The organism is Fructobacillus sp. ESL1096 (assembly GCF_058511985.1).
In genome coordinates, this window is the sequence record NZ_CP196400.1 from 422,706 (window position 1) to 444,569 (window position 21,864).

The window sequence follows — 21,864 nt, forward strand, 5'->3', positions numbered from 1 at the left end:
GTGTAAGGCCGCCTTTTATGTTATCTTGTTAGTATAGCGTAATTTCTTTACTAGGCTTCTAGTAGCAGACGAAATGGAGACAAAAGTGAACATCCGTCCTCTTGCTAAGCAAGATTTGCCCCATATCTACCAGCAAAAAAATTCACGGTCCGTGATGGCCCTCTGGTTTGAAGAACCCTTTAATTCCTTAGACGAATTAACCATCCTCTATGACCGCCACGTCCTCGATCAAAGCGAACGGCGTTTCGTGATTGAAGACGATAACCAATTCGTTGGTGTCGTTGAATTAATCGATATCAATACGATTCACCGTCACTGTGAAATTCAAATCATTATTGACACTAAATTTCAGGGCCAAGGCTTGGCCCTGAAAGGTTTGCAGGCCGGGATTGAATATGCCTTTTCTGTCTTAAACCTTCACAAGATTTACCTATACGTTGATGTAGAAAATCCAGCTGCCATCCACATTTATCAAAAATTTGGCTTTCAAGAAGAAGGTCGACTCAAAAAACACTACTTTGCCGAAGGACGTTACCATGATTCCTTAATGATGGGACTCTTCGCTAACGAATTTTATCAAGAAAAATAATCATTATGAAAACTGATGCCCGTTATACCAAAGCTGATGTTGCTATTCGTAACACCTTTTTAGAAATTTTGGCCCATAAGGACTTTCATAAAATTTCTGTCCAAGAAATCATTCAGCAGGCTGGTATTAACCGTTCAACCTTCTATGCGCATTTCTTAGACAAGGATGATTTGATGGAAACAATCCAAATGGATCTCTTAGAAGAAACCATGGGTGCTCTCCCTGCTCTTAACCTTGAAAACTTCGATGTTGCTGAAATTTTTGAACACCGAGCTGATTTTTTAGTCCAAAGAATTTATGAGCAAAAAGATTTAGCCGCCCTTCTCCTTTCAAAACATGCCGAACATTCCTTTGAAAACCGAATGGTTGAACAGGCAAAAAAGACCTTTTTCAGCACAACCGAAGGTCATGTTTTAGCCATTCCGTCGCGGTATGCCCTCAATATTCTGACTGGAACCGCTACAAATATGATCATTACCTGGATTCGTTCTGATTTTCAGGAATCAACTGAAGAATTTTCGGCCATCCTAGTGAAGGTTGTCCCACCACTTTTAACCAAAGTTATTCATGCCCAAGACTAACTTTTTTCAATCAAACCACCCACCAATGGGTGGTTTTTTGTTGGATAAGTGGTTCAAAACCAGGTTATCCAACTTTTAAGCAACGATTGTTGGTTTTATTCTTTGGACGATTTAATATACTAAAATTAGTAAACGAAACGAGGAAGTTCACATGAAATCATCAAATAAGTTGATTTTAAGTTTGGTTTTTGGTTTGACGATCGTCTTGGGAATTATGATGACCGCCTTCTCATTACCAGCCGTAAAATCAGGTATTAATAATGTCCCAATTGGTGTCGTTGCTCAAAATGATGCAACGTACGAAAAGTTGGCCAAGCCACTGTCCGATAAGGGCTTTAAAGTTAGCCAGTATGACAGCGAAAAAAACGTTAAATCAGCTATCAAGGAACGTAAGATTTACGGTGCCTTCGAAATGTCAGCAACCGGTGACTTGAGTTTGTACCAAGCAACCGCCGCTTCTGCAGCCGTTGCGCAAGCCTTGAACCAGATTGGTCAGGGGGTTGTTAGCCAACAAAAGGCCGCTGCTAAGGCCCAATTAGCCCCAATGATGGCACAAGCCAATGACGTCAACACGTTGAAGGCCTTGAACCAAAAGTCAGCAGCAATCGATGCGAAGACTTTAAAGGTTATTGAATTGCGGGCCTTCCCTAAGGATGACCCTAAGGGAACTGGCTTAGCCGCCGGAGCCTTGCCAATTGCCCTTGGTGGTTGGATTGGTGCCGTTGCCATTGCTAACGTCATTAAGGGTAAGAAGCAAAAGTTTTTTGCCGCCTTGGCCTTCGCCTTCGTGGGTGGCCTTGGTCTGGTCGGTGTTATCCAATTCGGTATTGGTACTTTCGCTGGTAACTACTGGTTAACCTCACTGGGTGCCATGCTTGGGATTGCTGCCACTGCATTCTTTGTTTTGGGTATTTTGGAAGTGATGGGCAATGGCGGTTTGATTATTGCCGCCATCCTGTTGATCTTGCTTGGAAACCCACTTTCAGGGCTCTCATCAGCTCCTGAAATGTTGCCAAAGGGCTGGGGCTTTTTCGGACAACTCTTGCCACCTGGAGCAACCGGATCACTTTTGCGTGACATCGCCTTCTTCAATGGGAATGCCATTGCCTTGCCATTAACAGTTTTGCTTGGCTATATTGCCCTTGGTTTGATTCTCTTCGCCACCGGTAAGAAGTCATCAATCATTGTTTCTGAAACAACGACTGACTAATCAAAAATATTTTTTCTGCTTGAAAAACCGCTTACATGTCTGATGCCAGACAAGCAAGCGGTTTTTTTACTGTTTTTTCAAAAAATTGGTATTAAGTGGCGCAGAACAGCATTCAGTGGACAAGCTCAATCGCCCCACTATCCTTTGGTTGATTAGCCGCAAAAATCGTCTTTGTAGCAGCCCAGATTTTTTCAGCTATTTCTGGCTTATTCATCGTGTACAAATGGATGCCATCAACTCCTTGGGAAACCAATAATTGTTGTTGTCATATCCTTTTCTCCTGATGTTTTCTTTACTCCTGGCCGCAATAAAAAGCGCCCCTAGATCAACAACCACGTCAATCTAGGGGCGCCTTTTGGCACGGTACCACCCTAATTGTCTGCTAATACCAGACTTACTCAATACCCCAAATTACATCGGAGCAACACAAGATAACGGCTGTGAACCGTGGCAATCTCACGCAAACAGCGCTCGACCATCCAGTAACTCCAAGACCATCTTCCCTAACCATTTTTCTACCACTTCTCAGCATCATGGCTCTCTGTCAAAAATTCGGATTAGCTACTCATCTTTTCATTGTCTACTTTCATTCTTCAATTTTTAAAAAGGCCTGGTGTAAATCAGCCTTCAAATCGTTAATGTCCTCTAAACCAACGGAGTAGCGAACCAAGCCAGCCGTAATACCACGTTGATGGCGCTCGTCCACGTTCATTTCGGCATGCGACATCTTCGGTGGATAAGAAATAATTGATTCCACTGCCCCCAAAGAAACCGAGAAAATCGGAATCTTTAATGCAGCTACCAGCTGGCGGACATTGTCTTCGCTACCAATATCAAAAGACAAAACCGCCCCGCCCGATTTGGCCTGACTCCTTTGAACTGCATAGCCAGCATCCGCTGCCAAGCCCGGGTAATTAACCCTTGTCACCAGGGGCTGTTGTTCAAGCCAGCGAGCAAGTTCCAGGGCGTTTTGCGACTCCTTGTCGATTCGGGCCGCCAAAGTCTTAATGCCGCGCATCAAGAGCCAGGAATCAAACACTCCCAGCGTCGCACCCATGGCATTTTGGAGGAAGTAGATTTGTTTGCCCAGTTCTTCATCCTTGGTAACAACCAAACCTGCCAGAATATCGCTATGGCCGGCTAAGAACTTTGTAGCACTATGGACGACCAAATCGGCACCAAGGTCTAATGGCTTTTGCAAGACCGGGGTCATAAAGGTATTATCGGCAAAAACCAAGGCCCCGTGGTCGTGGGCAATTTGTGCTACTAAGCGAATATCCGTGACCTGCAGGGTTGGATTTGAAGGCGTTTCCACGTAAACCACCTTAGTATTATCCTGAAAAGCCTCTTCCAAATCAGATGGGTTTCCTAAGTCCACAAAAGTAAAAGAAATCCCATACTTGGTCAAAACTTCCGTGACCAAACGAAAGGTTCCACCATAAACATTCTTGGTCAAAATCACGTGATCGCCCTGGTTCAGCGTCAACAAGGCCGTTGAAATGGCTGCCATCCCCGTTGCAAAAGCAAAGCCCCGCTTGCCATGCTCCAATTCAGCAATACTTTCCTCGAGAACATCGCGCGTTGGGTTGCCTGACCGGGCATAATCCCAGTGACCAAAATGATCAAAGTCACGTTGCTCGAATGTCGATGACAAATGGATTGCTGGGTTAATCGCTCCGCTTTCCTTATCAGGTTTGGTCGTCGTTTTAATGACCTTCGTCCAATCAGAAAATGCATCCTTAGTCATGAATTAACTCCTTTTCTGCGCCTGATGCGTCCACCACTGGTTCTTCCTCTTTGACAGCAGTCTCTGTCGCCCTTACTAGAGCCTGATGGAAGTCTAAAATCAGGTCCTCACTGGCCTCAATTCCACAGGATACTCGCAACAAGTTTTCTGTAATCCCTGTTTTTTCACGTTCAGCTGCTGTCATGTCGGCATGGGTTTGCACGGCCGGAACGGTTACCAAGGTCTCCGTTCCACCCAGACTTTCAGCAAAGGAAACCACCTTTAAGGCGCCCAAGAAACGGTCAATATCGACTGATTGATTCACATAAATGCTGACCATGCCCCCGCGGCCAGGATAGCGCACTTCGTCAATCAATTTACTTTGGTTAAAGTCTGCCACCAAGGCCTGAGCGTTGTCTTCCTGCTTAGCCAGGCGCAAAGGCAGCGTTTTGAGGCTCCGTAAGAGCAACCAGGAATCAAAGGGGGCCAAATTAGGGCCAGTCGTGATTAGGTTTTGACCAATGACTGCAGCTGTTTCTTCAGTTTTACAAACCACTACACCGGCCAACAAATCGTTATGCCCTGACAAATACTTCGTGGCAGAATGAACTACGATATCCGCCCCTTGATTCAGAGGCTGTTGAATCAAGGGTGTGTAAAATGTGTTGTCCACGAGCAATTGAGCCGAAACGGCATGAGCATGGTCGGCCACTTTTTTGATATCAATGACCTTCATGGTTGGATTTGAAGGGGTCTCAATCCAAACAGCCTGACCATCATTTGCCAAAAGTCGGTCAAGTTCTTGATAATCTTGACCATCCCACTTGCTGAAGCGCAGGTGGTATTGTTTTGCTAAAAGATCAAAGAAACGGAAGGAACCGCCATACAAATCGTCAGAAACAATAATGTGGTCATCACTTTTAAACTGGCTAAAGACTAGTTGAATGGCTGCCATTCCAGAGGAAACGGCATAGGCCTTCGCCCCATTTTCCAGCTGAGCTAAGACATTCTCTAAGACGTCTCTGGTGGGTTCCGTCATCCTGGAATAGTCATAGCCCGTCGACTTACCCAGACCCTCGTGCCGGTATGCGGTCGAAAAATACAGGGGCATCGAAATCGAACCCGTTACATGATCAACTCGGTTACCCGCTTGGGCCAAAATCGTTTCAATCTTTTTTTGCCAAGAACAGTCAATTGCCATTAATTTTTACCTTTCTTTATGCCAATTATTTAATACGAACAAATTTTTTCCAAACTCTTCGCCCTCGTGAAGTTTTGGTTGATACCAACCGTGCACGCACAACCATCTAAGCGCAGTCGAACTTTCATTTGCCAGGTACACCCTTAAAACCATAGCAAGGTCTCTTCGCCACCCAGGCCTTTAAATCTTAGCCAAGGCCTGGTCCAAATCAGCGATAAGGTCGTCAACATTTTCCACGCCAATTGAGAGACGAATCAAGTCAGGCGTCACACCGGCTGCTTGCAATTCTTCCTCATTCAATTGGGCATGAGTCGTGGAAGCCGGGTGGATAATCAATGACTTCGCATCGGCGACATTCGCCAAAAGCGAAAAGAGCTTCAAGTTCTTAATCAATTCCTTACCAGCCTCTTGACCACCGACCAATCCAATTGTAAAAATCGAACCGACCCCCTTAGGGAAGTATTTTTCTGCCAAAACGTGATAAGGACTATCAGCCAATTTTGGATACCTTACCCAGGCCACCTTTGGATGGTTATTAAGATAATCAACTACCTTTTCGGCGTTTGAAACGTGACGTTCAACCCGCAAGGAAAGCGATTCCAACCCTTGTAGCAATAAGAAGGAATTGAAGGGACTAATCGTGGCCCCCAAGTCTCGCAAACTTTCTGCTCGGATCTTGGTCGTAAAGGCTGACGGTGCCAAATCAGCAAAGATCAATCCATTATACTGAGCATTCGGCTTCGTGAAGCCTGGATACTTGCCGCTAGCTTTGTAATCAAAGTCGCCCTTTTCAACAATGACACCACCCATTGTTGTCCCATGACCACCAATAAACTTTGTAGCCGAATGAATCACAATGTCAGCACCATGGTCCAAGGGACGAACTAAGTAGGGTGTGCCGAACGTGTTATCGACAATGAAGAGAATTTGGTGACGATGGGCAATTTCGCCAATGGCCTCAAAGTCAACCAAGTTAATATTGGGATTTCCAATACTTTCCACATACACCGCCTTGGTCTTGTCCGTAATCGCCTCTTCAAAGTTTTGGGGATCATCTGGATCAACGAAGGTCGCTTTAATTCCTAATTTTGGTAGCGTAACCGCCAAAAGATCGTAGGTTCCACCATAAAGAGTACTAGCAGCAACAACTTCATCCCCCTGGCCAGCAATGTTAAGAATCGCTGCCGTAATAGCAGCTGACCCTGTGGCTAAAGTCACCCCAGCGGCAGCGTTTTCCAAAGCTGCCACACGATCATCGACAACTGCCGTCGTTGGATTGGTCAAGCGGGTATAAATATTGCCGGGTTCCGTCAAACCAAAGCGGTTGGCGGCCTGTTCAGCATCCTTAAAGACGTAAGAAGTTGTTTGGTAAATTGGCACGGCCCGTGACCCAGTTGCTGGGTCAACCGTTTGGCCAGCGTGGACTTGCAACGTTTCAAAGTGTAATTTCTTGTCGGTCATCTTTTTTCTCCTTATTGACAATCAAGTTCAACCAGTTTTGATAGAGTTGGTGGCTACTAGCCGTCCAGGTGTTTTCAATCTCTTCGCCCCGGTCATAATAACCTTCTGGATAATAGTTATCAGGCTCATGAATGGCCAAATGCTTAGCTAAGTCGCGCCGGTATTCAGCATCTAATGTTTTGACTTGGTACTCAGAATGCCCCGTCAGATAGGTCTGTCTCCTCTCTTCCGAATGTAGCAGAAGCGGTCCCGCTTGGTCATTAGTTAAGAGAACTTGTAAATCAGCTGGCAAACCCTCAACGTCGATCACTGACTCCGAATACCGCGACTGCGGTGTCTTGAAGTTGGCGAGGCCAGCGGTCAAACCTGATTTTTCAGTGGCAGTTGCTTGGCCTAGTTGCTTAGCCTCATATATTCCAAACAATTTTGCCGGTAAGCGCCGTTTTTTGATACCAAAATCTTGATACAGCGCTGCCTGAGCCGACCAACAGGCGTTGATTGTTTGATCAACATGGTCTTTGGCCCACTCCTTGACAGTCAAAAATTCCTGCCAGTAATCAACATCCTCAAAGGGCAACTGCTCCACCGGTGCCCCTGTCAAAATTAGGCCATCGAAATTTTCGTCCTGAATTTGGTGCCAACAGACATAACAGTTGGCGACCGCGTCCTTTGGCATCGTCTTGAAGTGGTGGCTACAGGCATATAGAAAGGTCAATTCGACATCCTGGTCCAAATCATTTAACAGGGACAAAAATTGTTCTTCAGTATTCTCCTTGGCTGGCATCAGATTCCAAACCAGGATTTGCACTGGTTGGCTTAATTTCTGATTTTGCCATACTTGCTTTTGGTGCAAGAACCCATTCTTTGCATTCGCCGTCATCGCCACTCTCCTTTTTAAAACAAAAAAACGCCCCTAGAATCACTATCAAAGTCATTCTAGGGGCGCCAAATAGTCTGGCACGGTACCACCCTATTGCTGGCTTATTGGCCAACACTTAAGACACTAAAGAAGCTATCTCTTAACACAATAACGTGTGTCAATCCGTAAGGGGCTCATCAGCAAGACTCACCGCTTATACCGTCACCAAAGACCATCTTCAACATTTGCTCAAATACCCGCTTACACCAGACCGGGCTCTCTGTTAAAATCAGCTGAACGTTTACTCATCTTTTCTCAGTATTTTATAATTTATCTGTTGAGACGTATAATAAACCGTTCTATTTTCTTTGTCAACAGCAATTTTATTTTTTTAATAAAAGCTGCTAGGCCCGATTGATTCAACTAAAAAAGCCTAACGCGCTGTTCGTCTGACTTTACCGTCACCGATCCCCATTTTTAATTACCAAAAATCGTTTTGATTCGCTAATCATATTTGAATTAAACCAGTCCAACAAGCTAAAGGTCATTTTGCTATAAACCTTGTTATAAAGCTTCTTTTGGGAACACAGCCGGCACCGCCACCGAGTTCCATAACCTAGAAGCAAGGCCTGCTTAACCACCCGAATTTTCAGACCAGATGTTCGAGCCGCAATTGATTTATTCAAACCGGCTGTCCGGCATCCGATGCTTCATATTCTGGGTCTCTCCTAAACATTCTAAGTTGATTAGAGTATATTTATTAGAACAATTCTTTTTTAAACACCTGCAAAATCAACTGAAAGATTACTCATAATCCTTGAAAATCAACGATTTCACCCACGCAAACAAGACAAATTGCAGTACAATAGTATCCGTATTGGAGGTGACGGATTTGTCTAAAAATTTATTCCCATCACATGAACGACTCCTCTTTGGAAGTCTCTTAACCTTCACCGCCGGATCGCTGGATGCCTATTCTTATTTAATCCACGGTGAAGTCTTTGCTGGTCTCCAAACCGGAAACTTAATCCTGCTTGGAATTAACTTGGGCAAAATGCATTTGTCAACTGCCAGTCACTACCTGATTTCACTGCTTGCTTTTGGTGTTGGCACTCTCTTAATCAAAGTGCTCCAACATGTACTAGAAAATAAAGGGGCCAGTAAGACAACCGAACGGCGCTTTGTCCTTTGGTATATGGCGGCCATCCTGGTGCTGTCTGCCATCCTGCAGAAGCACGTTCCCAACCTCGTTGGCACTTCGATTCTTTCCTTTGCCGCTGCGGCCGAATTACAAGAATTTCGCAAACTCAAAGGGGCCCCATTTATGCCACTGATGATGACCGGAAACTTCCGGACACTCTACGAAGCCCTTTATGAAAGTCTCTTCCGTGGCAACACTAAGATGGCACAAACAGCCATTGATATCGCCACGGTCATCTTCACTTTCTTCCTAGGAGCGCTGTTAATCAGTGCAACAGTTCCCGTCTTGGCTGGGTTAGCCATCCTCATTCCAGCTCTGGTAACACTTGTTATGAGCCAACTGGTCACATTGAAATAAGCAAAAGCCTTTGACTGTCTTAGTAAAGGCTTTTTTCTTTTGACCCATTTACCCAATAACACTATCCAACGACCACAGGGAAAATTCATTGTACAAAAAAGGCAAGACGTTTCACAACGTCTTGCCTAAAATCACTACCGGACTCATACCAGGTCTGCTAGCTACTTTTTAAAAGCATTCTTGGTTTTATCGGCAAAATCTTTGGTGGCATCTTTAGCATCGGCTGCAAAATCCTTTGCCTTGCCTTCAGCTTTTTTTGCCTCACCTTCCAACTTATCCTTTGTTGCATCAAATTTTTCTTCGAATGACATAGAATGTTCCTCCTTTAAATTTGATTGCCCTCAGTATACACCAAAGTCCGTTAATGTAAAGTAAAAAGTGACACAAAAAACGAAAAACTGAGCATACTAAGCTTGTTAAGATCGAAAGTGATTTACCTATTCCTTTTCATCTTAAATGGTTCAAAATACGTTGCATCAAATTTAAAAATTATCCTCTGAAAAAGTCGCCTTTGAAAAATCGAGCAACTAAAACGACCAGCCCGTGCGAGATAGAAACAGTTAGTGGCTACTTTGTCATGAAAAAAGTCACGAAAAGAAGACAGGACACTTGGCGTCCTGTCTTCTTAAAAACTCGTGTTCTAAAATCTTGACGCCCACTAGCAGTACAAAAAAATTATTTATCAGTAAAACTGTCATGCAAGTGTCATGAACTTCTAAGAGTCACTAGTAATTTAATATTAACCAAAAGCAAGCAAAAACCGTGCATCATTTTGTGCAAAAAATAGCCAAGCAAAATGCTCGGCTATCTCTTCGGTGAATGTGTTCGATGCGTTAAAATAGTTATAGAATCAATAACACTTGCTTTCTAGTCCTCCGACGGCCAGTGATGGACTTTTTTATTTCCAAAAGAAAAAACCGTCATCTAGGAAGTTCTAGAAAACGGCTAAAAAGGTGGTAATCATGTTAACAGCGCCTTTAATATCAATACCTTTATCCATATTGTGGCAAAAACGTGGCAAATAATCAAAGTAACCCGATATCACACGTAATTCATCAATCATTGATTGTAACGTGTTGCTCTTTACCCCGTCAATTCATGCGATCAATGATCTATATTGAAATTTTATATTTTATTTAATAAAACACAATCCTATTTATATCTGTATAGTGTTAAAATTGATGAAGAATATTATATGGAGGTGACGTATATGGTAAGTGATAAGCGAAAAAATGAAATTTCTATTATAGCAGAAAATACACACCGAACTATTATGAAAAATAATTTTGATAATGAAAACTTGGCTACGTACCTTTTATCATTCAACATTGCAGTATCACAGGTGGACATGTCCGAAACTGATATCGATGCTTACGTAACATACGACTTAAATAAAAGAAGGCCAAATATTTTTGTTGATTCATCAGAACCATTAAAAAGACAAGTCTTTTCAATGGCACACGAACTCGGGCATCTCATTTTAGATTGGAAATTCAAAGTTGATGAGGATGATAATTCTGATAAATTTGAAAATTCATTTGATGTTAACAATAATGAGAAATTTGTGACCATGAATTACCGCAAACAGTCCCACTACACAGAAAAAGAGCAAGAGTCCGAATATGAGGCAAACTACTTCGCCGGTTTTTTCCTTGTACCAGAAGAAGATGGCATAGAATTTATTGAAAAATATGCCCCTCTGTCAACTTCGCTCGCTGATTTAATAACTAAAGTGTCTACGTTTTTCTTTGTTAGTGAGAAAACTGCTAGAATCAGAATTGATTCCATTTCAGAATCGGTAACTTTAAAATATGGTAAACTCCAATGACAATGAAGCAGCAGCATTGCTTCAAAGAATCCAAAAAATCAATAATAGTAGTTCACATGACAATAGTATAAGTGAAACTCAAAAAAAGGCAGAAAAAGATCGATCTGATATTATAGCTATTCAAACAGCAACTATTCTAAAAGATAATCTTACCAAAGAACTAGAAGATAAAATTAATCTACGAAAATACCTCATAATAGGGTTAGGAGTATTTTTTATTGTAATAACACTTGCCGTTTTTTTAATAATCATATTTATGAACAAAAGCGTTAATATTGACGTTCAAAAATACTTAATTACTGGTCTATTTGGAAACTTAATTGGACTATTATTCATTGTATATCGCTATGCTTTTTCAGATACACATAAAATAACTAAAAGCATCTCTGATTTAATGCACTAGAGGAGATTTAAATCTAGCTTTTTTATTGCATTGTAAACAACTTAAAGAAAACATATTATGTACGGCCCCAAAGGGGCTTTTTTTTATTCGTGGTGCCATGCCTCGTCGGCATCAAACTAGATACGTCCGTATCCCTTAATAAAGTCAATTCCGATAGCGTTTTCGGCTTCGTCATACTCGTCAGTAGTCCCAGAACAGTAGTCGTCCTTAAACTTAACACGTTCGCCTGGGTTGAAGTTACGTTCCCCACTTTCTGTATCAAGTACAACACATGGGATACCGTTATCAGTCCAATCAAATGGCAACTTAGCCAATTCGTCAATTCGAACTTGCCAAATGTCGTTGACCTGTTGAACGTCTTGAACGGTCATCCAGCCACCAATGTAGAACTTGTTTCCGCCATTCTTGAACTTTTCAATTGATGTAGTTTCTTTATAAGCTTCACCAATGTTTGCATTGCGGTCGTCTTCTGGCGTTACCTGCGCGAGAGTACCGCCCTGATAGTGGAAAAAATGGTACTCTGGCTGGCCATCAAGACCCCAGTAATAGTCGTGGTTCAATTCCTGAACGGCTGTCCCTGCCTGACCCAACGTGTAATAACATGAAGAAATTTCAGTGTCATTGGCAGTCATGAAGCCAGTATGGCAAGCAGTGATCGAACATAATCAACGTTTTAATCAAGCATTAGCGCTAATTCTTCGGCAATATCCTCTCCAGCTCCCTGAAAGTAAATCATGCCGTTTGTCGAGGCACTCTTTATTAACATTTCTAAGTAAATGATGGTGTAAGTGTCTCCACCAGCCATTCTTCTTAATAACTTGATATAAGGATCGTTGAAGAAGTCAGGTCTCAATTTAATCCAAAAGTATTTTTTATTTGCCATTTAATAAACCTATACCAATTAGAATGGCAAGTCATCACCACTAATATCAACTTCTGCATTGTTAACTGGCGCTGATGCTTGCTTTGCAGGTTGTGATGACCTGTTTTCTGATCGGCGCTTATCAGCTTCCGCCTTTGATTCAAGCAATGAGAAGTTATCTACAACCACTTCGATCACATACACGCGCTGTCCTTGATTGTTTTCATAATTGCGAGTTTGCAACCGTCCTTCGATTGCAACCTGCGCCCCTTTGCCAGTAAAGTTTGCAAAGTTTTCGGCTGGCTTACGTCAAATAACAGCGTTGATAAAATCCGCCTCACGTTCGCCATCGTTATTTTTAAATGACCGATTGACTGCCAACGTGAACGATCCAACTGCAGTCCCTGACTGCGTGTACCGAAGTTCTACATCCTTTGTCATTCGTCCAATCAATACCACTCGATTAATCATGCTGATTTCTCCTCTTTATCTGTTCTTTCTGCCTTAGCTTTAGCTCGTTCTAATAAGTCGTTTACTAACGCTTCTGCCCGTGGATAGTCATCGACTATTAGGCTATTTAAGTTGCTGACCTTTAGATGCTCGTTGACATACTTAGTTAGTGTTGCTCCTGTCAACTTTTCGGCATTACTAATCGTGATTTTTAAAATGTCGACTTGTTCTGCTGAAATTTTTTCAGGCTCAACGTCAGGTAAATCCTCGCCACGGTAGATGTACAAACCTAGACCAAACATGGCAATATTTTTACCAAACAACGCATAATGGTCTTATTTACATCGAACATCGTCGCCTGTTCGACTCGTTTCTTGCCTTTTTTCGTCATGAACTCATATGGCTGTGATTTCATTGCCTTATTTTGCCCGTCCATCACTGGTAGCCACATTTCGTGGGTCATACCGTCAATCGTGATTTCAGTGAAAACCATGTAACCAGTGTTTTCGTCATAGACGTATGGCAAGTTATTATCGAATTTCTTAATGACATAACTAGCATCTGGGTAATGGTTCTTTAATTCTTCCCAAGCCCAAGACCAAGACCATGATAAATAGCTTAGCTCGGTATAACCTGACCGCTTTTTTTCAACGTGATCAGATACGTTGATTTCTTTTAGTTTTTTAAAAACTGTTTTTCTGCCACATTCAACTCCTTTCAGTTTTGTGCTGTGAGATAATAATTTAGAAAGTAGGTAATTAATTATGTTTACAATTTTTCTGTCAGTATCAACACTTTTTGTAAGTACTGTCTCTCTTTTCCTGAATCTAAAAAATTCAAAATATTCTGTATATTTATCTAGATATACTTCTAAAATAAATCGTCAACGAAGACGTATTTCGTTCACTATTAGCAACACTTCATCTCATTCTTTAGTTATTAAAAATGTTACTCTGAAGAGAGATAACAAAGTGGTACATGAATTAGATTTTGATATTGATCAGTATGATCGGAATGAATTTGATAATCAAGAACGCGAGGAAAGAAAAAAATTTGAGGAGCAATCAAATACAGTATTAGGTTCTGTGTTCTCACCACCATATATGACTAGAAATATATTCATTCCTCCAATTGATTCGACTACTCCTATTTCAGAAAAAATATTATTTCCATTTGAAACACATAATATCGATACATTTGTTGATAACTTTCCAGATGAAATTGTAATCATTACAAACAAACGAATTAATCTTCTATCTAAGTCAAAATCATTCTCTATCAGAAACAATTAATATTAAATTCAATACTTGTAAAAATAAATTAGCAACTAATAAATAATTAATCATAAGTTTCCCTTCTATCACTTTTTAAAATTAACTTTTTTGCCTTTTTAATGACCGTCACCTCATCAAATTCTTCTTCGTTGAGAATTTTCTTAAGACCTGTCACACCTTTAAATTGAAGGACCTCTAGTCCGTACAATTTCAAGTATTTAAGCATTAGTTCTGGGTCATTAATCGTTACTCGTCGACTGACTTCGCCCATTTCAATATCGTCAATGTGGCCACCAACAATCATGTATTCTCGTGCATATTTCTTGAACTTCTTGATATTCCCTTCCATTTCTTGGATTTTGAAATATACTTCGCTTTTTTGGCTTGGAGACAGCGACTAGAAAAAGTCTTCGTTTCCCAAATCAACTGCTGATGTTATTTCCTTAATCTGGCGGTTCAAGTCCTTAAACAATGGACCACGTTCGTCACGATCGATATGATGTAAAGATCCATACTGATGTACACGTTTAGATACTGCTCGTGCAATGGCATTGCTATCAGTAGCTGTGATTACTTGGTTTTCGATATACGTATCTACTTTTGTTTCAATACCATGTACCTGTTCCTTAAGCTTGGTAGTTCCTTGAGCAATTAATGCAATCTTGAATTTCCTTTCAACATTTCGAGACTCAATTCCCAATGTCGTCATACTTTTATCCTTTCTGTGTAATTTATTCATCAAGTTGTTGACTAATTTTTACAACAGTTGTAAAATTTAGCCATAACAAACAAGTAATAAAAACCTATAGACATATAATTAGACCGCCAATTTAGATGTATCAGTGCTTGTTTTTTGTTGCTTGATTACTTGATGAACTAATAATAACAACCATTGTAAAAAAACTGTCAACTGTATTTTTATATTGATTGTAAAAATTACGTTCTTCAAATCAGGAGAATCATTTATATGACTGTATTTGAACGTACTAAAAAAATTTCAAAATTACGGGGTTTTAGTTTGCAAAAAACTGCTGAAAAAGCAGGTTTAAGCCAAAATGCCATCTACAATTGGAAAACAAAAGAACCAAGTAATGTTTCTTTAAAAGTCGTTGCCAATGTTCTTGGTGTTTCGACAGACTATCTTTTAGGAAATACAGATAGTTTTGAACCTAAAAAAAATGAATCTAATCAAAAAGTTGATATTGCTGACGATACCTTAATAATGTCATTTGATGGTAAGCCAGTTTCTGACGAAACACGAGAGAAGTTGTTAGAATATGCCCGTTTTATCATGGCTGACAAGAAAGGTAAATAAGTGGAAGAAGTCATAGAATCGCTTGAAAAAATAGCAAAACAAAACGATATTACAATCGTTGACGTTGAAAGCCTAGATGATGACTCTGATACATCTATGCCGGATAAGAAGATTGTCTTCATGAATCCAGCTTATAAAAAACTAGCTATGCCTTTCGTTTGGCTCATGAACTAAGCCATATTATGCACGGTAATAACTTACCTGATGCCGTGTATCGATTTAGCCCCTACTTTCAACGTGGTGAAGAATACGAAATGCACAAACACGCTATTGATATGCTGATGGAAATAAAACGACCGACTAGCGTACCAGCGTTCATGGAAGCATACAAGATTCCATCTTGGCTGTTTGAATATGTATATAATGATTTTATAAAATAGATTTAGGAGAGAAGAAATGGCAAAATATTGTGCAGTTTGTGAAGAAAAAATTGGATTTGGAGATTCTGTCAAAATCGAAGATGGATATATTGATTTAAAATGTGCAAAAAAAGTAGTTGATAAACCAACGTCGTTTACTGGACAGGATATTACCCCTATCCTTACTACTAAAAAAATAAAAGAAATGATTGATACTGGAAGCCAAATCAGCGTGCATGATTATAAAAATAAGAAGAAACAAGAAAAAGAAGCTGAAAAAGAAGAAGCCAAAGCCTTAAAAGAAGAATTTAAGAAAAATGCAGACGTTGATTGCTTCGGAAATTTATATATTGACCGAGAAAAACATCAAATGCTCATCCCAAGAAAAATTGGTCAACAACATCACGTCTATAATTTTTCAGAATTAGAATCTTCGACAAGAACCGACCGAATGAAGACCAATACAACTACTAAAAAGAAAGGTGGCATTACTAGATCATTAGTAGGCAGTGCGTTGACAGGAGGAGCTGGAGCAATTGTCGGTGCTGCTACTGCCAAATCTCATGGAACATCAAACGAACTTTTGGAAAAGGCTATCTTTGTATTAACGTTTTCAGACGGACGAGTATATCAATTTGAAGTAATGGCTGGATTGCTAGGTGGAGATAAGCTGATTAACGTTATTGAATCTAACTTAAATATGATAGTTTCAAACAATAAAAAACAAGAAGTTGAAGAAAAAAAATCAATTAAAATAAACCTATCTTATATTGATGAATTAAAGCAATTAAAAGAATTAATGGATTCTGGAATCATTAGTGAAGAAGAATTTGATAAGAAGAAAACAGAAATTTTAGAACAAAAATAACACACGCCCTTTTGGGCGTACATAAAAGGAAAAGATGAAAAAACTTTACTTTGCAACCGTCTTCACGTTCGCCGTAGTTTCCGTTGCTTTAACCGGATTAGATATTGGCGGATTAATATCGATATCAAAAGCGCCTTATTTTTTAATCGATAAATTTATTCTTATATTCTTCTGGATAGACTACATTGTCAGATTAACTAGAGCTGAGAACAAATGGCAATTTTTCAAATCAAATATCTTCGATTTATTGGCAATCATCCCCTTTGATTCCGTCTTTTCAATGTTCCGAATTGCTCGAACTATTCGTTTACTAAAACTATTGCGTTTTGTTCGTATAATTGGATTTGCTGGTCGTTTTAAACGTAATTTAGTTAAGTTCGTCAATACGAACGGTTTCATCTACTTAATGAGCTTTGTTGTTGTTTTGATATTAATCTCTGCTGGTATTTATTCTTTAGCTGAAAATGTATCTTATAGTAATGCATTGTGGTGGGCTATTGTGACAGCTACGACAGTTGGATATGGTGATATATCCCCCACTTCAGCAATAGGACGTGGTATTGCTATTGTGCTAATGTTCGTCGGGATCGGGTTAATTGGTACAATTACTAGTACAGTGACTTCATTTTTTACACAAGAACAATCTGAAAGGTCAAAAGATAAGCTAAATCAGAAGTTGGATGACATCACTGAAAAATTGGAAAGATTAGAACGAAAATTAGGAGAGAAGTAAATGAAATTAAATAGTAAACAAAAATGGCTGATTGGTATTTCAATTATTGTCTACGTGGTGGTTATCGTTTTACATTTAATCGATGCTAGTGATCCAAACAGTGTCAATTACAAAGGTGGACACGCTACCAAGACTAGTGGAGGTCACAACTAATGGTTATTCTCGGATTTCTATTTATCATCTTTGGCGGCATTTATTTTATGTTCTGGGCAAGTTATAAAATAATGACATGGATACCATTTTTACTTATCCTAGCCGGATTCTTTATGACGCTTGATTTTATATTAGATCATTGGATTCTGACCCTATTTATATACACGATAATAGCCGTTGCTATCTTTTTCTATCTGGGTGACAATCAATCAGAAGAATAGCGTCCCTATTGGGAGCATAGATACACGATTAAGGCCACAGGCCTTTTTATTTGTACCAAAATGGAGGAAGTATGGCTAGTTTTGTAAAAATAGCCCCTAACAATTGGCGGGTATTCACATCAATCACGGTAAACGGTAAGAAAAAGCGACCTAGCAGGCAAGGATTCAAAACAAAAAAGGAAGCTCAATTGTGGGCAGCGTCCATTGAATCTGGCGCTACTGATTCAGAAACAAATAAATATGAAGATATGTTGTTATCGGATTATTTTGAAAACTGGGTCGATACTTACAAAAATGATTTGGAAAGTTCAACCGTGTACCAATACAAAAATACACTAGATAATATCAAAAAGTATTTACCACATGCTTTGTTGATTAATTTTACTCGTTCAGATTTTCAAAACTTTATTAACGAATTTGGTGAAACACATTCAAAAGAAACAGTTGCGAAGCGAAAGAATCACATCAGTCAGTCGCTAAAAGATGCATATGCTGAAGGTATTATCGACAAAGACCCAACTATAAGAATTAAATTGGTTGGCCTAAATGGAAAGTCAGAAGAAGAAAAATTTCTCGAAACAGATGAATTGATTAAATTAAATAATTATGTATTAGGAAAATTAGTTGAATTTCCGCATGCACGTTCCTATCTGGCTATTTATATATCTATTCACACTGGAATGAGAATTGGTGAAATAAGAGCACTTGAGTCATCTGATGTTGATTTTCAGAACAAAACAATTTCAGTCAATAAAGCATTAGATCAATACGGCCATGTTAAATCAACCAAAACAGAATATAGTAATCGTGTGATTACCGTTGATGACGATTTGTTAGCACAATTAAAGGGACTCAAAGGAAAAGTGGCCAACATTAGCAATTATGGCGCTAGTAAATCACTCAAAGAGGCCATCAAAGAACTGGGTATCAAAGATGTTACCTTTCACGCCTTGCGCCACTCTCATGGTAGTGTTCTATTGTCTAGGGGTGTTGACCTTAAATATGTATCAAAACGTTTAGGACACAAGAATATATCGACCACAATCGATATTTATATACACCTATTAGATGCTCAACGTCAGACTGAAGATGAAAAGACATTCGATATCATGTCTTCTATTTTTTAACGTGCAAACCGTGCAAAAACCGTGTAAAAAAATAATAAAAACGGCTAAAAACGTCCTAAAACGTCTGAATAGTAAATATTTAAAAACAAAGAAAAACCGCTCTACACCAACCTTTAAGGCTGATATAGAGCGGTTTAACAAAAGAACCAATAAATGGCATAAATGCCGACTAGCGGACTCAAACCGCTGACCCCCTCATTACTAGTGAGGTGCTCTATCAACTGAGCTAAGTCGGCAAAATCAGTACCTAAATATCATATCAAAATATTTTGAATACTTCAACAATATTTTTTTAAATATTGTGATACGGATGACAGGAATCGAACCTGCACGGATTACTCCACTGGAACCTAAATCCAGCGCGTCTGCCAATTCCGCCACATCCGCAAATCTTGACTTACCAGGCTAACTCCCGGTCTTAAACAACCGACAGACGCTTTGGCAACCATTTAATAATACTGGATTTCTTTCTCATCGTCAAGTAAAACTTTAGAAAAAACATTACTTTTTCAAAAGCACGCCTACTGAGAATAACCAGAAATCTCGCCCTTTCAAAAAGCGCCACAGACAAAGTCTGTGGCGCTGATTTTTCAATAACTATTCATCAAATGTCTTCTTCGTTAATTCCGAAACCGACTGCTCTTTTCGTTGCGTCAGATGCAATTTATAAGCATACAGGATAATCGTTCGAACAATGGCATAGACCGGCACAACAATAATCATACCAACAATTCCCCAAAGGTTTCCTGCCCCTAGCAAGAGCAGCATCACCGTCAGCGGATGCATCTTCAAACTCTTACCAATTAGGGCCGGATAAATGATTGAACCGTTAACCTGCTGGACAATCGCCATCGTAATCACGATTCCAATGACCATCTTCCAAGAAAGTGACAGAGCAACAAAGATGGCCGGCACAACCCCAATAAAGGGTCCCACATAAGGAACAATATTCGCTACTCCGGCAATAAAACCAAGAAGCCAAATATATGGCAAGCCGGTCATCCAGTAACCAATACTCATCGCAAAACCAACAAAGACCATCTGAATGGCCTGACCTGAAATATAGCGTTCAATAGTCTTATCAAGTTGTCCACCGAGTTCAAAGACATCCTGCGCCTTGCTCTTCGGGAAGAAATTTTTGACCGTTGGCAAAAAGTGATCCGCATCGTTTAGCATATAAAAGAGGATGATCGGTACCAGCAAAACATTGATAGTAAAAGAAGTCGCTCCCGCAATCACTGCTTGAAGAGTCCCAGCAGTAATTGAGAGAACCGAAGTCCCATATTTGGTTACAGATGTCCTAATATCAGTATCTGAAACCGAGATATTCATGCGTTTAAACCAAGGCTCCTTGACCATCTCATTCACCAGATCCTGTACATGCCTGATAAATGAAGGAATGGCATTAATCATATTCGTGATTTCATTTAAAATCAGTGGAACAAAAATAATGAAGGCCCCACCAATAACAAATAAGAACAGGGCAAAAGTAATCCAGACTGCCAAAAATCGGGGCATCTGCCAGTTTTTGATTCTGATTTTTTCAATTAGCTTTAAAATTGGCTTCAAAACATAGTAAAAGAAGCCAGCGACCAATAACGGCATAAAAACCGTGTTGGCAAAGACTGCAATCGGATGCATTAAAAAGTCAAAACGAAAGACTAAGAAAATTAAGCAGGCTAAGGCCAGTGCCTCGATTGTCCAAAAAAAGATGGTCTTTAATTTATCATTTGGAAACATCATCAATCTCCCTTAATTGATCTAATAGTTTATATTGTACCTTTGGCAAGGCTAGTGCCTCTTGCTCTACTGGCGAGAGAAAAGCCATGTTGATGGGTAGGTTTTGCTGCTTTTTAACTGGCAGATCGACTAACCAAATTTCCCAGCGTCGGTGAGAAAAGACGTGCACAACCGGTTTTAAGGTCAGCTGCTTCCCTGCTAATTCTTCGATTGATTCAACTTGCTTCAGTGGCAAGGTCCAAAAATTAGCGAGCAGACCGGTTTTTGGTCGGTGTTCATACAACAACCGGCCCTGAGCATCATAGGCCACTTGGGCTTGATAAATTTGTCGCAACGGCTTTTTCTTTTTTGTTTTGACCGGATACTGGTCCTCAACCCCATCACGAAAGGCCGCATTATACTTTTTGACAGGCGAATGCAGGGTGTCCGGATTATCCGTTTTCATATAAGTTGTACCCAAGTCCATAATTGCCTGATTAAAGTCACCAGGCCTTTCTGGGTCGACGATTGGTTCAATCGCTTGATAAAAAACCTTGCGGGTTTTTGGTTGAGCAATATCATCATCAATCTTCAGCAACCGGGAAAAAACTCGAAAAAAGTTTCCGTCAATGGCTGGCACTACCTGATCAAAGGCAATTGAGGCAATCGCTGCCGCTGTGTAAGGGCCAACCCCAGGTAAATTCTGAAGGTCGTCGGATGACTCTGGCCATTGGCCCTGCAAGTCATTAACTACATACTTAGCCGCCTTATGCAGGTTTCTAGCCCGAGAGTAATAGCCGAGCCCTTCCCAAAGTTTTAACACTAAATCTTCATCGGCAGCAGCCAAATCAGCGACCGTTGGCAAAGCTTCCATAAAGCGGTTAAAATAGGTAATGACCGTATCCACTCTGGTCTGTTGGAGCATTAACTCCGAAACTAAAATTCGATAAGGATCTGTGTTTTGTCGCCAAGGCAAAGCCGCTCGACCTTCTTGGTCATACCAGGCAAGCAAGTCTTTGCGAAAGGCATTGATTGTCGTTTGATTCCAATTCTCCATAACCATTATTATAGCACTTGAAAACCAATCTCTTATCAGGTATAATTGTTTTCTGTACGATACATTTATTTTATCTAATATAAGGAGTTACACCATGGCAGTTAAGACACCATTGAATTCATTTGCCCGCGGCCGTAAGGTCGGACACGACTCTTCTAAGAAGAAGCGTCAGGCTGCTGTTGCTCAATTGCAACAATGGGCTAAGGGAAAGACAACTGAAATCCCTAACACAAGCACTAAGTAAGGAAAACTAGCATTCAGCTAGTTTTTTTCTTTATTTTTTCATAAATCTGAAGAAAACTCCTTGTCT

25 protein-coding genes, 2 tRNA genes and 2 pseudogenes are annotated in these 21,864 nt (G+C 40.3%); 14 read left to right on the forward strand and 15 right to left on the reverse strand.

The features are described 5' to 3' along the window. Positions 1-85 precede the first annotated feature (85 nt). From ACSYSR_RS01805 to ACSYSR_RS01815, 3 genes are all read left to right on the forward strand, one after another. Positions 86-589 carry a GNAT family N-acetyltransferase gene (locus ACSYSR_RS01805; protein WP_489816534.1) on the forward strand — a complete coding sequence of 168 codons (504 nt, stop codon included), beginning with the start codon at positions 86-88 and terminating at the stop codon, positions 587-589. Between the two features lie 5 nt (positions 590-594). Beyond that, positions 595-1,170: a TetR/AcrR family transcriptional regulator gene (locus ACSYSR_RS01810; protein ID WP_252774293.1), complete on the forward strand. Its 576-nt coding sequence runs from the start codon at positions 595-597 to the stop codon at positions 1,168-1,170. 151 nt (positions 1,171-1,321) lie between these two features. Further along, positions 1,322-2,380, forward strand: coding sequence for an ABC transporter permease (locus tag ACSYSR_RS01815; protein WP_489816291.1), 1,059 nt, complete (start codon positions 1,322-1,324; stop codon positions 2,378-2,380). Between the two features lie 586 nt (positions 2,381-2,966). Here ACSYSR_RS01815 and ACSYSR_RS01820 read toward each other — a convergent pair. From ACSYSR_RS01820 to ACSYSR_RS01835, 4 genes are all read right to left on the reverse strand, one after another. Then, on the reverse strand, positions 2,967-4,127 hold the full coding sequence (locus ACSYSR_RS01820; RefSeq protein WP_489816290.1) for an aminotransferase class V-fold PLP-dependent enzyme: 1,161 nt from the start codon (positions 4,125-4,127) through the stop codon (positions 2,967-2,969). Then, complete coding sequence (locus ACSYSR_RS01825) at positions 4,120-5,307, reverse strand: PLP-dependent transferase (RefSeq protein WP_489816289.1); 1,188 nt, start codon at positions 5,305-5,307, stop codon at positions 4,120-4,122. The genes ACSYSR_RS01820 and ACSYSR_RS01825 overlap by 8 nt, the downstream gene beginning before the upstream one ends. A 180-nt stretch (positions 5,308-5,487) precedes the next feature. After that, the gene (locus ACSYSR_RS01830; protein ID WP_489816288.1) at positions 5,488-6,768 is read right to left on the reverse strand and encodes an O-acetylhomoserine aminocarboxypropyltransferase/cysteine synthase family protein; all 1,281 of its coding nucleotides are present in this window, start codon (positions 6,766-6,768) and stop codon (positions 5,488-5,490) included. Next, entirely contained in the window at positions 6,743-7,648 is a 906-nt protein-coding gene (locus tag ACSYSR_RS01835) for a homoserine O-acetyltransferase/O-succinyltransferase family protein (protein ID WP_489816287.1), read from the reverse strand. The genes ACSYSR_RS01830 and ACSYSR_RS01835 overlap by 26 nt, the downstream gene beginning before the upstream one ends. 871 nt (positions 7,649-8,519) lie before the next feature. On the opposite strand from ACSYSR_RS01835, the gene ACSYSR_RS01840 reads away from it, so the two are divergent. Next, positions 8,520-9,185 carry a YoaK family protein gene (locus ACSYSR_RS01840; protein ID WP_489816286.1) on the forward strand — a complete coding sequence of 222 codons (666 nt, stop codon included), beginning with the start codon at positions 8,520-8,522 and terminating at the stop codon, positions 9,183-9,185. A gap of 161 nt (positions 9,186-9,346) precedes the next feature. On the opposite strand, the gene ACSYSR_RS01845 is transcribed toward ACSYSR_RS01840, so the two are convergent. After that, complete coding sequence (locus tag ACSYSR_RS01845; RefSeq protein WP_252774301.1) at positions 9,347-9,496, reverse strand: hypothetical protein; 150 nt, start codon at positions 9,494-9,496, stop codon at positions 9,347-9,349. An 899-nt stretch (positions 9,497-10,395) separates the two neighbouring features. Between ACSYSR_RS01845 and ACSYSR_RS01850 the strand changes: the two genes are divergently transcribed. Beyond that, positions 10,396-11,013, forward strand: a complete 618-nt coding sequence (locus ACSYSR_RS01850) for an ImmA/IrrE family metallo-endopeptidase (protein ID WP_489816285.1) — start codon at positions 10,396-10,398, stop codon at positions 11,011-11,013. Beyond that, positions 10,997-11,416 carry a hypothetical protein gene (locus tag ACSYSR_RS01855; RefSeq protein WP_489816284.1) on the forward strand — a complete coding sequence of 140 codons (420 nt, stop codon included), beginning with the start codon at positions 10,997-10,999 and terminating at the stop codon, positions 11,414-11,416. The genes ACSYSR_RS01850 and ACSYSR_RS01855 overlap by 17 nt, the downstream gene beginning before the upstream one ends. 116 nt (positions 11,417-11,532) lie before the next feature. On the opposite strand, the gene ACSYSR_RS01860 is transcribed toward ACSYSR_RS01855, so the two are convergent. From ACSYSR_RS01860 to ACSYSR_RS01875, 4 genes and pseudogenes are all read right to left on the reverse strand, one after another. Beyond that, positions 11,533-12,048, reverse strand: a complete 516-nt coding sequence (locus ACSYSR_RS01860) for a lytic exoenzyme target recognition domain-containing protein (RefSeq protein WP_489816283.1) — start codon at positions 12,046-12,048, stop codon at positions 11,533-11,535. Positions 12,049-12,089: 41 nt separating this feature from the next. Continuing rightward, positions 12,090-12,299, reverse strand: coding sequence for a phage replisome organizer N-terminal domain-containing protein (locus ACSYSR_RS01865; protein ID WP_489816282.1), 210 nt, complete (start codon positions 12,297-12,299; stop codon positions 12,090-12,092). Positions 12,300-12,317: 18 nt separating this feature from the next. Then, positions 12,318-12,749: pseudogene (gene ssb, locus ACSYSR_RS01870) on the reverse strand (single-stranded DNA-binding protein). Next, positions 12,746-13,605: pseudogene (locus ACSYSR_RS01875) on the reverse strand (Sak single strand annealing protein). Before ACSYSR_RS01875 ends, ssb begins: the two co-directional pseudogenes overlap by 4 nt. On the opposite strand from ACSYSR_RS01875, the gene ACSYSR_RS01880 reads away from it, so the two are divergent. Next, positions 13,493-14,020, forward strand: coding sequence for a hypothetical protein (locus ACSYSR_RS01880; protein WP_489816281.1), 528 nt, complete (start codon positions 13,493-13,495; stop codon positions 14,018-14,020). The pseudogene ACSYSR_RS01875 and the gene ACSYSR_RS01880 overlap by 113 nt on opposite strands. A gap of 46 nt (positions 14,021-14,066) precedes the next feature. On the opposite strand, the gene ACSYSR_RS01885 is transcribed toward ACSYSR_RS01880, so the two are convergent. Together ACSYSR_RS01885 and ACSYSR_RS01890 are read right to left on the reverse strand one after the other, a co-directional pair. Continuing rightward, on the reverse strand, positions 14,067-14,306 hold the full coding sequence (locus ACSYSR_RS01885; protein WP_489816280.1) for a hypothetical protein: 240 nt from the start codon (positions 14,304-14,306) through the stop codon (positions 14,067-14,069). A 93-nt stretch (positions 14,307-14,399) separates the two neighbouring features. Next, a complete protein-coding gene (locus ACSYSR_RS01890; RefSeq protein ID WP_489816279.1) occupies positions 14,400-14,711 on the reverse strand; it encodes a hypothetical protein in 312 nt (103 codons plus the stop codon). Positions 14,712-14,969: 258 nt separating this feature from the next. Between ACSYSR_RS01890 and ACSYSR_RS01895 the strand changes: the two genes are divergently transcribed. The 6 genes from ACSYSR_RS01895 (at position 14,970) to ACSYSR_RS01920 (ending at position 18,778) form a co-directional block, all read left to right on the forward strand. Continuing rightward, positions 14,970-15,317 carry a helix-turn-helix domain-containing protein gene (locus ACSYSR_RS01895; RefSeq protein WP_489816278.1) on the forward strand — a complete coding sequence of 116 codons (348 nt, stop codon included), beginning with the start codon at positions 14,970-14,972 and terminating at the stop codon, positions 15,315-15,317. Beyond that, positions 15,318-15,491 carry a hypothetical protein gene (locus tag ACSYSR_RS01900; RefSeq protein ID WP_489816277.1) on the forward strand — a complete coding sequence of 58 codons (174 nt, stop codon included), beginning with the start codon at positions 15,318-15,320 and terminating at the stop codon, positions 15,489-15,491. 222 nt (positions 15,492-15,713) lie between these two features. Next, a complete protein-coding gene (locus ACSYSR_RS01905) occupies positions 15,714-16,544 on the forward strand; it encodes an SHOCT domain-containing protein (protein ID WP_489816276.1) in 831 nt (276 codons plus the stop codon). Between the two features lie 34 nt (positions 16,545-16,578). Then, positions 16,579-17,277, forward strand: a complete 699-nt coding sequence (locus ACSYSR_RS01910; protein WP_489816275.1) for a potassium channel family protein — start codon at positions 16,579-16,581, stop codon at positions 17,275-17,277. Beyond that, positions 17,278-17,430 carry a hypothetical protein gene (locus ACSYSR_RS01915; protein ID WP_489816274.1) on the forward strand — a complete coding sequence of 51 codons (153 nt, stop codon included), beginning with the start codon at positions 17,278-17,280 and terminating at the stop codon, positions 17,428-17,430. 292 nt (positions 17,431-17,722) lie between these two features. Continuing rightward, positions 17,723-18,778: a site-specific integrase gene (locus ACSYSR_RS01920; protein ID WP_489816273.1), complete on the forward strand. Its 1,056-nt coding sequence runs from the start codon at positions 17,723-17,725 to the stop codon at positions 18,776-18,778. A gap of 163 nt (positions 18,779-18,941) precedes the next feature. Here the strand turns inward: ACSYSR_RS01920 and ACSYSR_RS01925 are convergent. The 4 genes from ACSYSR_RS01925 to mutY all read right to left on the reverse strand — a co-directional run bounded on the left by ACSYSR_RS01925 (position 18,942) and on the right by mutY (position 21,554). Next, positions 18,942-19,014, reverse strand: a tRNA-Thr gene (locus ACSYSR_RS01925). Positions 19,015-19,083: 69 nt separating this feature from the next. After that, positions 19,084-19,165: transfer RNA gene (locus tag ACSYSR_RS01930), tRNA-Leu, on the reverse strand. Between the two features lie 210 nt (positions 19,166-19,375). Further along, entirely contained in the window at positions 19,376-20,518 is a 1,143-nt protein-coding gene (locus ACSYSR_RS01935) for an AI-2E family transporter (RefSeq protein ID WP_489816272.1), read from the reverse strand. Further along, the gene (gene mutY, locus ACSYSR_RS01940) at positions 20,505-21,554 is read right to left on the reverse strand and encodes an A/G-specific adenine glycosylase (RefSeq protein WP_252774302.1); all 1,050 of its coding nucleotides are present in this window, start codon (positions 21,552-21,554) and stop codon (positions 20,505-20,507) included. Before mutY ends, ACSYSR_RS01935 begins: the two co-directional genes overlap by 14 nt. Positions 21,555-21,648: 94 nt before the next feature. Between mutY and ACSYSR_RS01945 the strand changes: the two genes are divergently transcribed. After that, positions 21,649-21,798: a hypothetical protein gene (locus ACSYSR_RS01945; RefSeq protein WP_168779053.1), complete on the forward strand. Its 150-nt coding sequence runs from the start codon at positions 21,649-21,651 to the stop codon at positions 21,796-21,798. Positions 21,799-21,864 lie beyond the last annotated feature (66 nt).